Raw genomic sequence first — 19,174 nt, 5'->3', positions numbered from 1 at the left:
TTCAGGCGGCGCAGGTCAGAGTTTCAATGTGTATGCCTAGCGGTGTTGGGCCAGTAAGCTTAATTCTTTGGTTTTCAGGTAAAGACATGCGAATGCCGTAGCAATCAGGTTGTAAAGGAATTTGTCTGCCGTTACGTTCTATTAAAACCGCCAACAACACCTGATTGGGTCTGCCATAATCAAAGATTTCGTTTAGTGCGGCGCGTATGGTGCGGCCGGTGTAAAACACATCGTCGATTAGAATAATATCCCTGCCTTCCAGATGGGGTGGCAATTGGCTGGGTTTGACTTTGGGGTGCATGCCTATTTGGGTGAAGTCGTCACGATAAAAAGTAATGTCCAGCAAGCCTAGCGGTTCAAGACTGCCAATACGTTGATGAATTTGTTCAGCTACCCAGGCTCCACCGCTATGAATACCAATAAAGATTGGGTTTTTCAATTGGCGGTCATTGATTTGCAGGCGAATGGCAGCTTCAAGTTCATCAAGTAAGCTGTTGATATTCAGGTTTTGTGTCGGCATAGTGTTTAAGAAGGCTTATTAAACCAGCTTTGCAGGATCAACTGGGCGGCTACTTGGTCTTGTTTAGCCCATAGTTTATCAGCTCTTACCTGTAGGTCATCAAATAACAATTGTTTGGCGGCAAAGGTGGTCAGGGATTCATCAATTTGAAATACTGGCAAATTATAGCGGCCATTTAATTGACGACAGAATTTTTCCATTCTGGGGGTGATTATGTTGTCGCTGCCGTCTTGCTGCCGGGAAATGCCGACGACCAGTCCGATAGGTTGCCATTCATTGATGACTTTACTGATGATCTGCCAGTCCGGAGTCAGGCCTATGGAACGTATGGTTTGCAAAGGACTGGCAATTGCCGTGGCGGCATAACCAACGGCAACGCCGATTTTTTTACTGCCAAAATCAAAACCAAGATAAGCATCATTGCTTAGTTTCGTGCGTAAGGGATCTATTTTAGCCATGACCAGCCGGCGCGGTTAAACGATTAATGTCTATGCCCAGTTGGCCGGCAGCTGCATTCCAGCGTTGGCTGATTGGGGTATCAAAAATAATGGCTTCGCCGCTAGGTGTGTTTAGCCAGGCATTTTCTACCATTTCCTTCTCAAGTTGGCCGCTGCCCCAGCCTGCATAGCCTAGTGCGATCAAATATTGGCTAGGGCCCTTGCCTTCTGCAATGGCTTCCAATACATCGCGAGAACTGGTCAAGGTAATATTGTCGGCGGTGGAAATACTAGAATCCCAGTGTTGTTCGCAGGGGCGATGTATTACAAAGCCGCGTTCCTGTTGCACAGGGCCACCGGCAAAAACGGGCGCATTTAGAACGGAGGCTAATTCGCTTTTAATGCCCATTTGCCGAAAAATATCGCTGAGTTTCATATTAGTCGGTCGATTGATGACAATGCCCAGGGCGCCGTCATCATTATGCTGGCAAACATAGGTAACGGTATGAAAAAAATGCGGATCGTTCAAGCCCGGCATCGCAATCAGGAATTGATTATTTAAATACGTGGTTTGGATCATAGTTGATACCAGTTGGTTTTAGCGGGCAGTCATGCCGGTTTCATCTGAAAACTTCCAGACTCGGGTCATTACCAAAACATCTACTTCGCGTTGTAATTCAGCAGGTAGTTCCGCAAATGGAGCGCTCATTCTAACAATACGTTTCGCCGCCTCATCAAGGGCAGTATTTCCGGATGACTTGACTATCCGTAAGCTGTAGATGCTGCCATCGGCATTGATGCCTACATCCATCGTCAGCATTTGTGTTTCCCCCTGATGGCGCGCAGCTTCAGGATAATTCAGATTGCCCGTACGCTCAACTTTATCCTCCCAGTCTTTGACATATTGTTCGGCCAGAAATTTGTGTTTGGTGACCGTGTGCACAAATTTAATTTTGCTGGTTTGCGAGTTTTGCTGGATAGTGCGATTGCGTTCCTGAACACCAATATCAGCAATTTGCTGCATCAAATTGTCAACAGACAGTTTGGGTTTTTCGGCAGTCACTGTTTCAGGCGGTGGCAAAGGTGGTGTAGATTGGATGTTTGTTGGAGGCGTACTAATGGATTTTACGGCATGAGGTTCCGGTTTAAGTGTATGGCTGGCTACCGCTGGCTTCGTCATATGCTGAACAGGGTGTGCCGGGGTTGGCGAATTGTCTTTAGGTCGCTCTGTTGGCATGCTGACGGGTTGTTCATTAATAAGTTTAGCTGGTTGCTGGGTTGGTTTTGCCTGGCTGCGCGGGGCAAAACTGATTTCAATCGTCCGTCTAGGGCTAATTTTGGGTAGTTGCGGAAAGTTCACGCCAACTAAGAGTAAAATATGTACTAATAAAGCAATGAACACCGCCGGCAACAGAGCGCTAGAACTGGAAAAGCTAAAATCATGCAAATGCCGGGGTGTGGAAATGCTCATGCTGATAAGTGGGCTTGAATATGATCCATTAATTGAGCGCTGATATTGAGATCGAAAAGTTTATCCAATTCCTGAACACAGGTAGGGCTGGTGACATTAATTTCGGTCAGATAATCGCCTATCACGTCTATGCCTACAAACACCAAGCCTTTTTCGCGTAATACCGGTCCTACCTGTTCAGCAATCCAGCGATCACGGGCACTTAATTCGCGGCCTTCACCACGGCCGCCGGCAGCTAGATTGCCGCGACTTTCACCGCCGGCCGGAATACGTGCCAGGCAATAGGGTATCGGTTTTCCATTTACCATTAATATCCGTTTGTCACCATCGCTGATTTTCGGTAGATATTTTTGCGCCATAATGAAGCGTTGCTTATGTTCCGTCATGGTTTCCAGAATCACACTCAGGTTTGGATCGTTTTCTCGCACATAAAATATCGAAGCGCCACCCATGCCGTCCAGGGGTTTTAGGATAATTTCCTTATGTATTTGCAAGAATCTGCGGATTTTTTGGGGATCGCGGGCCACCAGCGTATCGGTACAACATTGCGGAAACCATGCAGTAAACATTTTTTCGTTGGCATCGCGTAACGATTGCGGTTTATTGACAACGTAAGCGCCTTGACGTTCAGCTTGTTCAAGAATGTAAGTGGCGTAAATATATTCCTGATCAAAAGGGGGATCCTTGCGCATCAAAATTACATCGAGTTCAGCCAGTTTGAGGTCTTGCTCCTCTACAAAGCTATACCAGTCATGCTCGTTACGCTGTACTTTAAGGGTGCGAGTGAAGGCACGAGCTTCGCCATTGATCAGGGATAAATCAGCCAACTCCATATAATACAGGGTCCAGCCGCGTGCCTGTGCTTCCAGCAGCATAGCGAAGCTGGTATCTTTTTTGATGTTGATCCGGCTGATAGGATCCATGATCATGCCAAGTTTAACGGTCATTGCAATCCTGATAAATATTAAAGTTTGATATATCGGCAAGTGCCGGAGGATAAAAACATCTTGTAGTCAATAGTATGCTATAACTTGAACATAGGCGTTTCGGGCCGGTTCCTCACAAAAGCAGTTAATTGATATCAATAGGGATTGTTCAGGCTTGTTGCAAGGTACTGTCAAATTCTATCAAATTTATTTTTCATTAGGTCTGTTTACCTGAAAAAGTTTTTTTGGTATAAAGTCTGGCTAATTTAAAATAAAAGCTCTCACTGAGGTAGTCATGTCCAGAGTATGTCAAGTAACAGGTAAACGTCCCATTTCCGGGAACAATGTATCGCACGCGCAAAACAAAACCAAACGCCGTTTTACGCCTAATCTGCATCACCACAGATTTTGGGTGGAGAGCGAAAATCGGTGGGTTCGGTTAAGAGTATCATCCAAAGGCATGCGCATTATCGACAAAAAAGGCATTGATGCTGTATTGGTCGAAATCCGCACCCGTGGCGACCAAATTTAAGAGGACTAAACATGCGTGATAAAATCAAACTGGTTTCAAGTGAAGGCACTGGCCATTTTTACACCACCACCAAAAACAAAAAAACTATGCCTGAAAAAATGGAGATCAAAAAATTTGATCCCGTTGTTCGCAGACATGTGATTTATAAAGAAGCCAAAATTAAATAATTGGGCCTGTATGCTGGCCGGGTGTCACTCGGCTGGCGTTGTGGCTTGACCTTGTGTTGCCGCTTTAGTCGGGCATGTTGGGCCATCCTGTCATCAGGGTATATCTTTTCAAAAAACTCCTATCCCCCCTTGAATTGCTTTATAGCTGCCCATACCCAAAGTATGGCTGGCAGATTATGATCGGGCAATTTTCATAAAACCAGCCGACAGTAAATTTGATGTTGGAACAAATCAATCGATTTAACTAGTTTTGGCTTGTCATGAATTCAGGCAATCAAGAACTTTTCCGCTCAAATTGCGTCTAATCAAGTTGTCTGTGCATTAATATCTTAGGAATAATTTAACCCCGGTTGCGCCGGTATTTACATTGTAGGAAGATAACAATGGCTAAAAAAAACCAATTACTGCTGATTTTTTTGCTTTCTCTTAGCGCTGTTTCCGCTGAGGCTACCTTGCCATTACAAGCTGATGGGACTCCACTACCTTCATTAGCCCCCATGCTGGAAACCAGCACACCTGCTGTGGTAAACATCTCAACATCAACTAATGTGAGGATGCAGGAAAATCCATTGATGAATGACCCGGTTTTCCGGCGTTTTTTTAATGTACCCAATAACCAGCGCCAGCAACAAAAAAACAGTCTGGGCTCTGGGGTTATCATCAATAAGGATGAAGGATATGTTTTAACCAATAACCATGTAATTGACAAAGCGGACAAAATTACCGTAACCCTCAGCGATGGCCGCCAATTAAATGCCAAATTACTGGGCACCGACCCGGAAGCTGATGTGGCGGTGATACAGATACCCGCAGATAACTTGACTGCTTTAAAAGTGGCTGATTCCAGCCAGTTAAAAGTCGGTGATTTTGTGGTGGCCATCGGTAATCCCTTCGGGCTGGGTCAGACGGTTACTTCCGGCATTGTTAGTGCATTGGGACGCTCCGGTTTAGGTATAGAAGGTTATGAAGATTTTATTCAGACTGATGCTTCAATTAATCCAGGTAATTCCGGTGGTGCTTTAGTGAATTTACGCGGCGAATTTGTCGGGATGAATACTGCCATACTTGCACCCAGTGGTGGTAATGTCGGAATTGGTTTCGCGATTCCCTCGAATATGGCGCTACGCTTGATGGAGTCCCTAGTGCAACACGGCGAGGTTCGGCGCGGGTTGCTGGGTATCACCACTCAGGATTTAACACCAGAACTTATCAAGGCTTTCGCGTTGAAAAGCCAGCATGGTGCGGTAGTCAGTCGAGTGGAGTCCGGTTCACCTGCTGAAAAAGCCGGCCTGGAGCCTGGTGATATTATTCAGGCGATCAATGGCGAAGAAATTAAAAGTGGCAGCAGTCAAATCCGCACTGCGATCGGCATGTTACAAATTGGTGATACAGCAACCCTGGATATTTTGCGGGGTGAAGAACATAAAAGCCTGCAAGCTACCATAGGCAAACCCAAACGACCGGAAGTCGCCGGTGAAAAAATTCACCCTACTTTAAGTGGTGCAGTATTAGCGCCCACCACCAAAGATCAGGTTGAAGGCGTATTGATCGAAAAAATCGAGCCTAAATCAAATGCCTGGCAGACCGGTTTACGTCCAGGTGATATTGTGGTTTCGGCCAACCGCTATCGAGTCAGAAATCTGGATGAATTTAAACAGGTTGCCAACCCGCGCTCGCCTTTGCTGGTGAATTTGCAACGTGGTGGTGAAGGCTTTTTTGTGGTTTTAAAATAGTCGATATACTGCTGGGGTCGGACTACCGCACTCCAGCAGGCTGAGTTCTAGGTGCGCCGGATATTACCTAACCAGGCATAGAGCACCGGTAATACCACCAGAGTTAACAGCGTCGAACTGATTAAACCGCCGATCACTACAATAGCCAATGGCTTTTGCACTTCAGAGCCTGGCTCAGTTGAGAACAGAAACGGCACCAGACCCAGTAAAGCAACAGTTGCCGTCATCATTACTGGTCGGAAACGCTGTTCACAGCCCTGCCTGATGGCCTGCATCTGCGGCAAACCATTATCCTGGATGCTGCGAATGTAGGAAATTAGCACCACACCATTCAATACCGCTACCCCCCATAAGGCAATAAAGCCCACTGAGGCAGGCACCGAAAGATATTCACCGCTCAGAAATAGGGTAATCACCCCGCCAATCGAAGCAAACGGCAGGACCAGAATAATCAAGGCTGCAAAACTCAAGGATTTGAACAGCATGAATAACAGGAAAAAAATGGCAGTAATAGTGATCGGGATGATTAACTGTAAATGTTCCATGGCACGTTCCATATTTTGAAACTGGCCACCCCATTGCAAATAATAACCTTCCGGTAAACTAACCTTGGCAGCGATAGCTTGCTGTAATTCTTTGACAAAACTGCCCAAATCCCTGCCTCTGACATTTACACCGGTGACTATCCGGCGTTTGCCCATTTCCCGACTGATTTGTGCCGGGCCATCATTCAAGGTAATTTTGGTGACATCGCCTAAAGGTACCCTGGCACCATGCGGGGAAGTCAGCATTAAGCTCTCTATGGCCGCGATGTTGTCACGGAAACCCACCGGCAACCGCACTGCCGCAGAAAAACGCCGCTCACCCTGATAAATCTCAGTAGCCACTTTGCCGGCAATTGCGGTTTCAATCACATCATGAATGTCTGCGGCATTTAAACCGTGCCTGGCAATTGCCTGGCGGTCTATGTTGATATTCAGATATTGTTGACCAGTCAAGCGTTCAACACGGATATCACGAGCACCATTCACTTCGGCAGCCACTGCCGCAATCGTCTCGGCAATCTGTTTTAATTGCGCCAGATCGTCTCCAAATACTTTAACTGCCACATCCGAACGAACCCCGGTGACCATTTCATCTACTTTTGCTGAGATCGGTTGTGACATAACCACTTGTACGCCAGGCAAATTTTCCGTCAGTTTTGCCGAAATAGCATCGGCGATGTCATCCTGAGTCCAATCTTTCGGCCAGTCTTTATGTGGTTTAAGCGTGACGATAGGAGATGAGTCATTCTGGCCTTGCGGATCGGCAGGGCTTTCCCCACGGCCAACATTGCTAACCACCATTTGCACGCCAGGTGTCTGCATAATCAGTTGCATGGCCTGCATTTCAATTTTATTGGCTTCTTCCAGAGAAATATTGGGTGCTCGAGTAATACCGGGTACGATAGAACCTTCCTTCATCACCGGAATAAAAGATGTACCTAGAAACGGCAATAAGGCTAATGTCAAAGCAAAAATCGTCAGCGCTCCTATTACCACTTTGCCGCCATTCGCCAATGCCCAGTCCAATAAATACAGATAGCCATGTTTCATCTTGGCAATAATGAAAGTATCGTGCTCATCTTCATGGCCTTCCAGGAAGAAAGTGCAGAGTACTGGCGATAGACTTAAGGAAATCAATAACGAAATCAGTAATGCTATGGCGATGGTATTAGCTAGAGGGGCAAACATTTTGCCTTCCATGCCCTGTAACGTCATTAAGGGCACAAAGACCAGAATAATAATACCCACCCCAAACAATACTGGGGTGGCCACTTCCTGAGCGGCGGCCTGGACTACTCGTAACCTGCTGGAACTACGTCCTTTACACTCAGATAAAAGTCGAAATGAGTTTTCCACCACCACAACCGAGCCATCCACCATCAAACCAATGGCAATAGCCAAGCCGCCCAGAGACATCAAGTTAGCAGATAACCCAAGTCGATTCATGATAATAAAGGTTAACAAAGGCGTGACAATCAGTGTACATACTACTATTAGACTGGAACGCACATCGCCCAGAAACAGAAACAGCACAATCACTACCAGCGTAATGCCCTCCAGCAACACCTTGGTAACGGTATATAGTGCGGTGTCCACCAGATCACTACGGTCATAATATGAAACAATTTTTAGGCCGCCCGGCAGCATGCCTTTTTGATTGATTTCTTCAACTTTGGCTTTAATACGACTCACTACTTCCTTGGCATTACCGCCGCGCAGCATTAGCACAATCCCGCCTACCGATTCGGTATAACCGTTTTTAATCACCACACCGGTACGCACTTCATGGCCTATACTGATCTCAGCAATATCATGCATATGCACAGGTACACTGTTTTCTTCTTTCAAAACAATATTGCCTATATCATCGACGCCATTGATTAAACCAACCCCGCGAATCAAATATTGTTCGGCATAATGGGCCAAAGAACCGCCACCGCTATTGGCATTATTTCGGGCGACGGCATCAAAGACATCATTCAAACTTATTCTATAATGATGCAGTCGGTCGGGGTTAACCAGGACTTGATATTGCTTGACGTAACCGCCCTGGGAATTGATTTCAGCTACACCGGGAATACCGCGCAATAATGGCCGTACTACCCAGTCCTGAATTTCCCGGCGCAGTTGCAAGTCTTCCCGACTTAAAGCCTGCTCACCATCGTCTTCTCGATCCAGAGTGTATTGATAAACTTCGCCCAGTCCGGTAGACACCGGTCCTAGTAATGGCGATACACCCGCAGGCATTTGTCGACTAACTTCAATCAACCGCTCCATTACTAGTTGCCTGGCAAAATACACATCGGTGGCATCGGCAAACACAAGAGTAATCAGTGATAAGCCATTTTTGTTCAGAGAACGCATTTCTTCCAAACCGGGCAGACCAGCCATGGCGGTTTCCAGCGGTATTGTTACCAAACGTTCGACCTCATCTGGAGAACGGCTCAATACTTCAGTGGCAATCTGCACCTGAATATTGGTGACATCTGGAAAGGCATCAACGGATAAATGTTTTACTGCGCGGATTCCCATCACTATGGCCATGATCGCCAGTACCGATACCAGTATCCTTTGTTTTAACGCGGCTTCGATAAAGCTGTTAATCATTGCTTATCCTAGAATTAGTTCGCTGTATTACGCAGCCGTTCAATATTCAAATGAAAAGCGCCTTTTACCACTATTCGCTCTCCAGGTTTTAAACCAGCTAACAAGGGGCGATTTTCATCTTGTTCAGTGCCCAGTTTTACTGCACGTAATTGAAATATACCGGCTTTTAGCTCCACAAAAACATAATCGTTGTCATTTTCTCTAATCACCGCCTCACTTGGTACTGACAGAATTTGCGCGCCGGATTTATTGATTTTCAACGTCGCCAGCATCTGTGGTTTAAACAGACGTTGTGGATTGGCTAAAGCCATACGTACTAATACCGTACGCGTTTCTGGGTCGACCAAATCGGCAACGTAAATCAGTTTGCCGCTCAGTTCAGGGCCAGGTAAGGCCGGAATTTCGACATGAGCCTCGTCACCTTGTTTCGCCCACTGCGCCTGTTGCTCCGGCACCTCAGCCACTAGCCATAATTGTGATAGATCGGCTACCGTATACAATGCATCAGCCGGTTGTACCACCTGACCTAAGGCGATGTGGCTTTCAATCACAACCCCGTCGATGCTGGCGCTGACCGGTGAATAAGAAAAGATGGTCCGCTTCTGATCCAGCCGTTTTAAATCCGCTTCACTCATGCCCATCACCCGCAAGCGGTCAGCGGCAGCGCGTAAATCAACCTCGGCTTCCCGCAAAACCGCCTGACGTTCCTGTAATTCGGCTTCAGCCAAAATCCCGCCTTCCAGCAAACGCTCGGCACGTTGTACCGTAATTTGCCTGAGATTGACTTGTGAGGTGGCTTTCAGATAATCCGATTGAGCCTGACTTAGTTCGGTGCTGTTTAATAAAGCCAAACGTTCGCCTTTTTTCACAGCTTGCCCCAATACAGCATTAATCTCGGTAATACGTCCGGTAACTGAGGCTCCAATTCTTGCTACCCGCAATTGATCAAGCTCGACTCGGGCAGGTAAAGACAATGATTCGCTGATTTCACTGGGTTTTATTTCAGTAATACTCAGCAATTTGATTAGAGCGGGAGAAGCTTTAACATTGACAACAGGTTCGGCATGCGTATTAACAACAGCAGCTAACACACAAATCACGGCTACAGGCCATACCAGATAGCCGGTTGGCTTAACACCAGACTGCTTAAAATGCATGAATTTTCCTTATTTAATTTGACTTGGTTTCGCGTTAATCTTGCAGAGAAGTGCGCTGTAACAATATTTTCAATGTCGCAGCCAAAGTTTCTCAGTCTCTTGTCAAAGCGAGAGCCTATTGCAAGCAGACCCATTTCTGTCATGGGTTTATTTTAACGAAATTTGCTAATTAAGCAGCCGACTCTCAAGCCAGCATGGATTTTAATTGGGCCAGACTCTGCTTACCGCGCAACTTGATTTCTTCTGCAGGCAGCTGCTTTTTATTTAACCATTCCAAATCATCGCTTGGTAGTTCGTTCAAAAACCGGCTAGGCTCGCATTCGGTTAATTCCCCATAACGCTTGCGGTGGGTGCAATAACTAAAAGTCAGGGTTTTTTGCGCACGGGTGATACCTACATAAGCCAGCCGCCGTTCTTCTTCAATATTATCAGTTTCGATACTGTTTTGGTGCGGTAACAGATTTTCTTCCATACCTATCATGAATACATGTGGAAACTCCAGGCCCTTGGCCGCATGTAAAGTCATCAGGCTAACCTGATCACCAGCCTCCTGTTCCTGATTGCGATCCAGAATATCCAACAGCATTACTTTGGCAATAACATCAGCCAAAGATTTTTCTTCACCCTGTTCATTGCCAGCGATACGCTGTAGCCATTCCAGTAATTCAAAAACATTTTTCAGCTTACGTTCAGCAGCTGCAGCTGTCTTGCTGTTTTCGTGCAGCCAATCTGCATAATTGATGTCTTCAATCAGCTGGCTAGTGATATTAAACACATCACCCTCCGTCAATTTTGCTGAAGTTTGCAGTAACCAGTCACAAAATTTACCCAGGCGCTGTACTGGTTTTTCGGCCAGCCTTTGTTGCAAGCCCAGCTCGGAGCAGGCGTCAAACAGGCTGATATGGCGTTCATTAGCATAAGCCCCCAATGTTTCCAAAGTACTTGGCCCTATTTCTCGGCGCGGTGTGTTGATAATCCGCAAAAATGCAGCATCGTCCGCAGGATTAACCAACAAGCGCAAATAGCCCAGTACATCCTTGATTTCTGAATAGGCAAAAAACGAAGTGCTGCCGCTAATGAAATAAGGCACGTTATTTTCGCGTAACTCCCGCTCAAATAATCTGGATTGATGGTTGCCACGATACAAAATGGCATAGTCACCATAACTGCCCCCAGTTCTAAAACGGTGATGAATAATTTCCGCCGTAATCTGTTTGGCTTCCGTCAAATCATTTTTATGACTCAAAACCCGTAAAGGGTCACCGTAACCCAGCTCACTCCAGAGTTTTTTCTCAAACACATGGGGATTATTGGCTATCAAATGATTAGCCACTTTTAGAATTCGACCGGCTGACCGGTAATTCTGCTCCAATTTGATAACTTGCAGGCGGCTATAATCCTTTTGCAGTTGACTGAGATTTTCCGGCTGAGCTCCACGCCAGGCATAAATGGATTGGTCATCATCACCCACCACGGTAAAACGTCCCAGACTGCCGGCCAGCTCTTTCACCAATTGATACTGGGTAATATTAGTATCCTGATATTCATCAACCAATAAATAGCGAATTTTATTTCGCCATTTCTCGACTATATCAGGAAACTGTTGAAACAACACCACGGGTAGCCAGATCAGATCATCAAAGTCCACCGCGTTATACGCTTTTAAGCTGCGGTTATAGTGCTCATACAGTGCTGCCGCCAGTACTGCTTCCGGGGTATCCGCATGCTGCATTGCCTGTTCCGGGCTGACAAAAGCATTCTTCCACTGGCCGATACGATTGCAGTATACATCCAGCGCATCGCTGTCGCCCTTGACGACACCATGGGCCAGTAACTGGCGCAACAGATTGAGTTTATCCTGCTCATCAAATAAGGTAAGTGCCGCTTTATAGCCCAAAGCCTTATGCTCCAGTCTTAAAATATCCAGGCCTAGAGAGTGAAAAGTAGAAACGCGCAGACCACGACTTTGCTTGTCGTCCAGTAAGCGGCTGACCCGGTTTTTCATTTCACGGGCCGCTTTATTGGTGAAAGTGACGGCAGCAATATGTCTTGCCGGCGTGCCTTGCTGAACCAGATAGGCAATTTTTTCAGTAATCACCCTGGTTTTGCCGCTGCCGGCACCGGCCAATACCAGTAGTGGTTTGTCAATAATTTTAACGGCGGCTTGCTGCTGGCTATTAAGCTTGGGCATGATTGTTAGGCAAATTCCATAAAGTTAAAAACTGTAATAAACGGTGTAAAATTGTTTAACCCGCACGGATTGACTGATTACAACAATTGCTTCAATACCAGGTGGACTAACTTGCTAAAATAAAGCCCTGCATCCTGTCAGCAGCCGTGATAAAGGCTGCACTGAAAATTACTGGAGAACTATGTGTCGTTGACACTAAAAATAACATCTAGCATTTTTGGATTACTGTTAAGCCTAAGTATCGCTTCGGCCCAGACTCTAGCCATTTCTCCCTTGTTTAAACCGGCATCGGCTTTGAGCGCAGAGGAACTGGCCATAATCGTCAACGATGAAGACAAACTCAGTCAGCAGATCGGCGCTTATTATCAAGAAAAACGTCATATTCCGATTGAACAAGTAATTCACATCCGCTTCTCGCCGTATCAAGCTATTTTATCAAAACACGAATTCGATAAACTCAAACAACAAGTTGATGCTCAATTGCCTGAGCGGGTTCAAGCTCTGGTTCTTACCTGGCTGCAGCCGTTTCGGGTGGAATGCATGTCAATTACCACAGCCTTTGCTGTTGGTTTTGATCCTGCCTTTTGCGCCGACGGCTGTAAACAAACCCGCCGCGACCCCTATTATTTATCAGAAACCGACAAGCCATTTAAAACCCACGGCTGGCGACCAACCATCGCTTTAGCCGGCAAAGATTTCAGTGAAGCCCAAAAAATCATCGATACCGGCATTGCCGCCGATTATACTCATCCGCAAGGTTCCGCGTATCTGTTAAAAACCTCAGATGTGGCCCGAAGTTCTCGGGCAGAGTTTTTTGCACTTATTGCGGAAAAATTCAGCAATTTTTGGCCAGTACACTATCTTGAACAAGACTACATTGCCGGCAGGAATGATGTCATGTTTTATTTTACCGGCTTAACTCACGTACCCCATCTCAATGAAAACCATTACCTGCCCGGCGCAGTGGCGGATCATCTTACGTCAAGCGGCGGAGTGATGTCTGGTAATGATCAAATGAATATCATGGAATGGTTACGCGCTGGCGCTACTGGCAGCTATGGCGCGGTTATAGAACCCTGTAACTTCCCTGCCAAATTTCCTGATCCTGGTGTGCTTATGTATTTTTACCTTAGAGGCAGTACCTTAATAGAAGCCTACTGGAAAAGTGTAGCTGAACCAGGTCAGGGTATTTTTGTCGGCGAACCATTGGCCAAGCCGTTTGCATACCGTTTACATAATACTGCCAATTAGGCTGAGAACATGGGGGCTGTTGAGTCAATCAACCTTACGGTATATTTCACAGGCGCGGTGGTATAGCTTAAGGCGTAAACATTTAGGCTTTAGTCCTATCCAGCTTTCGGTAGCCTATCGCCTCGCTGAGGTGATTGATCTGGATGTGTTCCGAGTCGGCCAGATCGGCTATGGTGCGGGCCAGTTTGAGGATGCGGTGATAGGCCCGGTTGGACAAGCCGAATTTTTCCATAGCCTGTTCCAGTAATTGATGACTGGGTTCAGTTAGTGGACAAAATTTTTTAACTTCGTTAGCCGACATCGCGGCATTGGTTTTGCCGTGGCGATGCTGAGCAATTTGCCGGGCAGCTATCACCCGCTTGCGGATGCAGGCGCTGGATTCCTCCCCCTGGCTGGAACCTCTACGTAACACATCCAGTGGTACTCGCGGCACCTCCAGATGCATGTCTATCCGATCCAGCAGCGGGCCGGAAATTCTGGCCCGGTAGCGACTGATTTGTTCGGATGTGCAATGGCAACGCCCGGAAGTATCGCCCAGATAGCCACACGGACAAGGATTCATGGCGGCTATCAACTGAAAACTGGCCGGAAAATCAGCCTGCCGGTTGGCGCGGGAGATGGTAATATGCCCCGTTTCCAGAGGTTCGCGCAACACTTCCAGCACCTTGCGATCAAATTCCGGTAATTCATCCAGAAACAGAGCGCCGTTATGCGATAAAGAGATTTCGCCTGGTTTGGGATTGCTGCCACCGCCAACCAGTGCCGCCGCCGAAGCAGTGTGATGCGGTGCTCGGAATGGCGGTAGCCGCCAGCGGCTGGGATCCAGGCTTTGCTCGGAAATGGAGACGATAGCGGCTGTTTCCTGAGCCTGTTGCTCGCTTAATACCGGTAAAATGGTCGGTAAGCGAGCCGCCAACATGGATTTGCCGGTACCGGGTGGACCGAGCATCAATAGATTATGTCCACCGGCAGCAGCAATTTCCAACGCACGTTTAACATGAAACTGACCATGCACATCGGCAAAGTCGATTTCAAAATCGGCGGGTGGCAGCAGCGGCTCGGCGGCGGCAGAAATAGCTTGTCGACCAGTCAGATGGGCACAGACTTCCAGTAAATTTCTGGCCGGCAATAATTGCACATCGCCTATCAGTGCTGCCTCAGTAGCACTGTCTACCGGTAAAATCAATTGGCGCCGTGCATCGCGGGTATGGATGGCTACCGGCAGTGCACCGGGAATTCGGCGTAACTCACCGCCCAGCGCCAGCTCACCGATACATTCGTATTCATGCAATTGATTTTTGGGGATTTGCCCGGAAGCTGCCAGAATACCCAGCGCGATAGCCAGATCGAAGCGTCCGCCTTCTTTGGGTAAATCGGCGGGAGCCAGATTAACGGTAATGCGGCCCACCGGAAATTCAAAACGGGAGTTAAGAATAGCCCCGCGTACTCTGTCCTTACTTTCTTTCACAGCAGTTTCCGGCAAGCCGACGATATTAAGCGCCGGCAAACCGCTGCTGACATGTACTTCCACCGTTACCAGCGGCGCGGCTATGCCCGATCGCCCCCGGCTGTAAACAACGGCCAGCGCCATGACTTATTGATCTTTAAGTACCCGCTGCTCTAATTCTGCTACGCGTTTTTCCAGATCTTCCAGTTTACTGCGGGTTTTGGCCAACACTGCTTTTTGCACTTCAAATTCCTCACGGCTGACCAGATCCAGTTTGGCTAAAGCGCTTTGCAACAGGGCATGAACGTTTTTTTCCAAATCGTCTTTAAAATGCGTAAAGCCGGGGGGGATGGCTTTAGTGATACGTTCGGCTAAGTTGTCTATTGCTGTTTGATCGAACATAGTATTTACTCTTGATCTATAAAAGAATTAGGTGCCGGGGTATGCTCCCGGCATATTTTTTCAGTATCATCTCTATCCAAAGCTTGCTGAGTCAAACCACATAAATAATGATTTTCCTCAACGGAAAAAAAGCTACAGGAACGGCACAAGCCAAAGCTTTTAGACTGATTGACTTTTTGCAACACCATCAGCGTGGTTTGCAAGGCCTGGCCTATACTGTCAAACTCATGCGCACTAACTTTGGCTTCGGCATTTTTAAACACATCCAGCGGCTTAAGCTCATCAATCAGTTTCTGTCCCGATTCCGTCAGGCTTAAATGCACCACCCGGCCATCAAGACTGGAAGTGTTTTTTTCCAGATAATGCTTACGCTCCAGAATTTGGATGGTTTGCGATACCGTACCCTTAGTCAAACCCAGGTATTCGGCAACCGCAGCATGTGTGTCACTGTATTTATTGCATTTGCCCAGATACTCCAAAACCTGGCCATGCACCGGCTGCAAACCGATAGCGGCGTATTTTTTGCGTTCTTCAGAACGTAATAATGAACTGATGCGCTCGATCAGCTTAAAAGTTTCTAACTCCTGCATGAGTCAAATTCTAACACAAGCCTGCAGCAAGCGCCCAAAACTCTAGAATTATCAAGGTGCTTAATTTGTTTGGATAGAGTTTTTTAGCCGGTAGCTGGCTTATCTGCGGCTAAAGCATCAGCTTGAATACAGCCAAAAATAGCTAGTGTTTCACAATCGGTATTATAATCAGTTCAACACCCAATCCTTTGAATCCGGGCTAGAAGCAGACCTGCAAATTAGCTCAAAAATGCATCTCCCAGCAATAAGCTGTATTAACGGCATTCACCAATCCCGTCACCAGCGGCGGCCTTAGCAGAATACAGCAGAAGTTTAGCCGTCAGCACTTCCAAATCAGGATAGCTGCTGTCGTTTGTTTAAATTTAGCCAAAAATATTGCCATGCAAGTTTTACTACAACGGTTTTTACTCATATATCTGCCTATTGTTGGGGTCATTACTTTAGTTGTACTATTCCTGGCGCATCTGGATAAACAAGCAGAGTTGCAACGTATAGATGGTGTTGAGAAAAGTCATATCGAAATAGCAAAATCCCATATTATTCAGGATGTTGAAGGGCTAGATTCAGATCTGCGTGTGATTGCCAACCTGCAATTGTTACGCCGTTTTCTGAATACTGGTGGGCCAGAATTGCGTGAGGAGCTGGAGCAATTTTTCCTGGTATTCTGCAAAGTCAAACACCGTTATGACAAGATTCGGTATCTTGATGCCAGCGGTCAAGAGATCATCCGCATTAACTTTAATAATGGCAAGCCCAGTATTGTTCCGCAAGATAAATTACAAAACAAAGCCTCGCGTTATTTCTTTCAAGATGCTTTTGGTCTTAATCGCGGTGAAATCTATGTTTCACCATTGGATCTTAATATAGAAGCCGGCCAAGTAGAGACACCGTATAAACCAACCATCCGTTTAGGTACGCCGGTGTTTGACAGTGCCGGACATAAGCGAGGCATCATTTTGTTGAATTTTCTGGGCGATTACCTGCTGACAGACTTTCGTAATGAAATCCAGGCTGGTAACCACGGTGGAATGTTGCTGAATAGAGATGGTTTTTGGTTAAGTAACGATCATCAAGCTGAGGAATGGGGTTTTATGCTGGATAAGTCAGAACGTCGTTTTGGTTCAGATTATCCTGATGAATGGCATAGCATATCCAACAGCGAAGCAGGCAGCCTGCATACCGAAAAAGGTTTGTTTGTCTATAGTACGGTTCGGCCTTTATTGTTGAATCAACATTCTTCGACCGGCTCTGATGCAGTAAACGGCCCCAGTCTGGAGCAGCTCTCACCAGAAGACTATTATTGGAAAATTGTTACATTTATCCCGCAGGCAACGCTGACTCAGGCAGCCTTCTATAACCAGCCGGGTAAGCAGGTATTGCTGGCCGTGCTCTATTTATCATTTGCCCTGGCGGCTTTTATAGTAGCCAACGTCACATTAAATCGCAAACGAGCTGAACAAGTATTGATCCAGCTCAGGCAGGACACTGAAGCGGCAATGCTGGCCAAAAATGAGGTGTTGATAAAAAGTTGCCGAGAGTTGGAAATTCAAAGACTCAAAGCCGAGACCGCCAGTCGGGTGAAAAGCGAGTTTCTCTCCAACATGAGTCATGAAATTCGCACCCCTATGAATGGGGTATTAGGTATGCTGGATATTCTGCGTGATACTCAGATGTCGCGTGAACAAGCCGATTTGGTTGATACTGCGGCTAATTCAGCTGAGGCATTATTGGTGATCATCAACAACATTCTGGATTTTTCCAAGCTGGAAGCCGGCAAGATAGACCTGGAATATATCAAGTTCAATTTGCCATCCTTAGTGGAGGAAGTCTGCTCATTGCAAGCCGGCTTGGCGCATGCTAAAGGCCTGGAACTTACCTGTTTTCTACCAGTGGAACTGGATGTGTATTGGAAAGGCGATCCCACCCGGATTCGCCAGATACTGATCAATTTGATTGGTAATGCCGTCAAGTTTACTGAACAGGGTGAAATTTCTGTCACAGTGCAAGCTTACCAAATCCAAAATGTGGGTACCAGTCTGCGTTTTGAAGTGCGGGATACCGGCATAGGCATTAGCCCGGAAACCCAGGCCCGGCTATTCCAGGCATTTACCCAGGCCGACAGTTCTACCGCACGCCGGTTTGGCGGCACCGGGCTGGGTTTGTCCATCAGCAAAACACTGGTCGAACTAATGGGGGGGGCGATAGGTGTGGAAAGTCAGCCCGGTACTGGTTCATGCTTCTGGTTTAATTTGCCCTTGCAACCAGTGGAGCAAGATCAGATTGCGCCGCCAATAATCAATCTCGCTGGCAAGCGTGCCTTGTTAGTGGATGATAATGCCAACAACCGCGCTATTCTGGAACATTATCTTAACAACTGGGGTATACGCGTATCTTCTACAGACCAGGCCTCAACCGCATTGTCTCTTTTACAAACGGCAGCACAGCATCAGGAGGCTTTCGACATTCTGCTGCTGGATTTGCACATGCTGGATATGGATGGATTGGAACTGGCTCGGCAGATATCCCAAATACCCGCCATTGCAGATACTCCCCGTTTGTTGTTGTCATCAGGCGGTTTGGGGTCTGAAGCCGAGCGCAAAGCCTTAGGTATTTATCAGTGTCTGCTGAAACCGGTGCGGCAATCACAGTTGTTTGATGCCATTGCCAATGCCTTGAGCGTTGCTGAGCAAGTCCCGGCAGCAGCGCCGCAAACTAATACGGATGTCCAGAACGTTCACGAAGATGGGCAGGATTACAGTGGTAAACGGATTTTAGTGGTAGAAGACAATCGGATTAACCAGAAAGTGGTGCTGGCCATGCTGGCTAGATTTCAACTAAAACCCGATTTGGCCGAGAACGGCCAACAAGCCTTGGAATTATTGCTCAACAACAAATACGATCTGGTTTTAATGGATTGTCAGATGCCGGTGATGGGAGGATACGAGGCCACCACCATACTGCGGGAGCGGGAACAGGCGGCGAACAATATCCGCACGCCAGTAATAGCGCTTACTGCTCATGCCACCGCAGAAGCCCGCGAAACCTGTCTGGCGGCCGGTATGGATGACTATTTGAGTAAACCTATCAGCAGAAATGAGCTGAGTGAGATATTGGAGCAGTGGTTGAAGCCGCCGGCTGATGTGCCGAGTGTTTAAATCACCACCTGGGCAGCAAAACTGCATAGGTGGTGATTGGGAT

General features: G+C 46.9%; 16 protein-coding genes. 5 read left to right on the top strand and 11 right to left on the bottom strand.

Annotated elements, in window-relative coordinates; translation table 11 throughout:
* Position 1: 1 nt before the first annotated feature.
* The 5 genes from pyrR to gshB form a co-directional block, all read right to left on the bottom strand.
* A complete protein-coding gene (pyrR, locus tag KEF85_RS13490) occupies positions 2-520 on the bottom strand; it encodes a bifunctional pyr operon transcriptional regulator/uracil phosphoribosyltransferase PyrR (RefSeq protein ID WP_215581403.1) in 519 nt (172 codons plus the stop codon).
* Positions 521-525: 5 nt separating this feature from the next.
* Positions 526-978 carry a Holliday junction resolvase RuvX gene (ruvX, locus tag KEF85_RS13485; RefSeq protein WP_215581401.1) on the bottom strand — a complete coding sequence of 151 codons (453 nt, stop codon included), beginning with the start codon at positions 976-978 and terminating at the stop codon, positions 526-528.
* Complete coding sequence (locus tag KEF85_RS13480) at positions 971-1,537, bottom strand: YqgE/AlgH family protein (RefSeq protein WP_215581399.1); 567 nt, start codon at positions 1,535-1,537, stop codon at positions 971-973. The genes ruvX and KEF85_RS13480 overlap by 8 nt, the downstream gene beginning before the upstream one ends.
* Positions 1,538-1,555: 18 nt before the next feature.
* The gene (locus tag KEF85_RS13475) at positions 1,556-2,359 is read right to left on the bottom strand and encodes an energy transducer TonB (RefSeq protein ID WP_246534953.1); all 804 of its coding nucleotides are present in this window, start codon (positions 2,357-2,359) and stop codon (positions 1,556-1,558) included.
* 65 nt (positions 2,360-2,424) lie between these two features.
* A complete protein-coding gene (gene gshB, locus KEF85_RS13470) occupies positions 2,425-3,375 on the bottom strand; it encodes a glutathione synthase (protein WP_215581395.1) in 951 nt (316 codons plus the stop codon).
* A gap of 274 nt (positions 3,376-3,649) precedes the next feature.
* Here gshB and rpmB point away from each other — a divergent pair, with 274 nt between their 5' ends.
* From rpmB to KEF85_RS13455, 3 genes are all read left to right on the top strand, one after another.
* The gene (gene rpmB / locus KEF85_RS13465) at positions 3,650-3,886 is read left to right on the top strand and encodes a 50S ribosomal protein L28 (RefSeq protein WP_215581394.1); all 237 of its coding nucleotides are present in this window, start codon (positions 3,650-3,652) and stop codon (positions 3,884-3,886) included.
* A gap of 11 nt (positions 3,887-3,897) precedes the next feature.
* Positions 3,898-4,053 (top strand): 50S ribosomal protein L33, encoded by a 156-nt coding sequence (rpmG, locus tag KEF85_RS13460; protein WP_196434738.1) that lies wholly within the window; start codon positions 3,898-3,900, stop codon positions 4,051-4,053.
* Positions 4,054-4,436: 383 nt separating this feature from the next.
* Positions 4,437-5,786, top strand: a complete 1,350-nt coding sequence (locus tag KEF85_RS13455) for a DegQ family serine endoprotease (protein ID WP_215581392.1) — start codon at positions 4,437-4,439, stop codon at positions 5,784-5,786.
* A gap of 47 nt (positions 5,787-5,833) precedes the next feature.
* On the opposite strand, the gene KEF85_RS13450 is transcribed toward KEF85_RS13455, so the two are convergent.
* The 3 genes from KEF85_RS13450 to rep all read right to left on the bottom strand — a co-directional run bounded on the left by KEF85_RS13450 (position 5,834) and on the right by rep (position 12,286).
* Positions 5,834-8,938, bottom strand: a complete 3,105-nt coding sequence (locus KEF85_RS13450; protein WP_215581390.1) for an efflux RND transporter permease subunit — start codon at positions 8,936-8,938, stop codon at positions 5,834-5,836.
* A gap of 14 nt (positions 8,939-8,952) precedes the next feature.
* Positions 8,953-10,095: an efflux RND transporter periplasmic adaptor subunit gene (locus KEF85_RS13445; protein WP_215581388.1), complete on the bottom strand. Its 1,143-nt coding sequence runs from the start codon at positions 10,093-10,095 to the stop codon at positions 8,953-8,955.
* 184 nt (positions 10,096-10,279) lie between these two features.
* On the bottom strand, positions 10,280-12,286 hold the full coding sequence (gene rep / locus KEF85_RS13440; RefSeq protein ID WP_215581386.1) for a DNA helicase Rep: 2,007 nt from the start codon (positions 12,284-12,286) through the stop codon (positions 10,280-10,282).
* Between the two features lie 183 nt (positions 12,287-12,469).
* Here rep and KEF85_RS13435 point away from each other — a divergent pair, with 183 nt between their 5' ends.
* Positions 12,470-13,537: a TIGR03790 family protein gene (locus KEF85_RS13435; protein ID WP_246534952.1), complete on the top strand. Its 1,068-nt coding sequence runs from the start codon at positions 12,470-12,472 to the stop codon at positions 13,535-13,537.
* An 82-nt stretch (positions 13,538-13,619) separates the two neighbouring features.
* Here the strand turns inward: KEF85_RS13435 and KEF85_RS13430 are convergent, their stop codons facing one another.
* The 3 genes from KEF85_RS13430 to KEF85_RS13420 are packed head-to-tail and all read right to left on the bottom strand — an operon-like array spanning position 13,620 to position 15,976.
* On the bottom strand, positions 13,620-15,128 hold the full coding sequence (locus tag KEF85_RS13430; RefSeq protein WP_215581384.1) for a YifB family Mg chelatase-like AAA ATPase: 1,509 nt from the start codon (positions 15,126-15,128) through the stop codon (positions 13,620-13,622).
* A 3-nt stretch (positions 15,129-15,131) separates the two neighbouring features.
* Positions 15,132-15,386, bottom strand: a complete 255-nt coding sequence (gene ubiK / locus KEF85_RS13425) for a ubiquinone biosynthesis accessory factor UbiK (RefSeq protein WP_215581382.1) — start codon at positions 15,384-15,386, stop codon at positions 15,132-15,134.
* Between the two features lie 5 nt (positions 15,387-15,391).
* Complete coding sequence (locus tag KEF85_RS13420; protein WP_215581380.1) at positions 15,392-15,976, bottom strand: MarR family winged helix-turn-helix transcriptional regulator; 585 nt, start codon at positions 15,974-15,976, stop codon at positions 15,392-15,394.
* Between the two features lie 380 nt (positions 15,977-16,356).
* Here KEF85_RS13420 and KEF85_RS13415 point away from each other — a divergent pair, with 380 nt between their 5' ends.
* Positions 16,357-19,131, top strand: coding sequence for a hybrid sensor histidine kinase/response regulator (locus KEF85_RS13415; RefSeq protein WP_246534951.1), 2,775 nt, complete (start codon positions 16,357-16,359; stop codon positions 19,129-19,131).
* The last annotated feature ends 43 nt before the right edge of the window (positions 19,132-19,174 follow it).

It is taken from the genome of Methylomonas paludis, assembly GCF_018734325.1.
Lineage (GTDB): Bacteria > Pseudomonadota > Gammaproteobacteria > Methylococcales > Methylomonadaceae > Methylomonas > Methylomonas paludis.
Note: the sequence above shows the minus strand (reverse complement) of the source record. Positions and strands in the feature narration are given on the sequence as shown.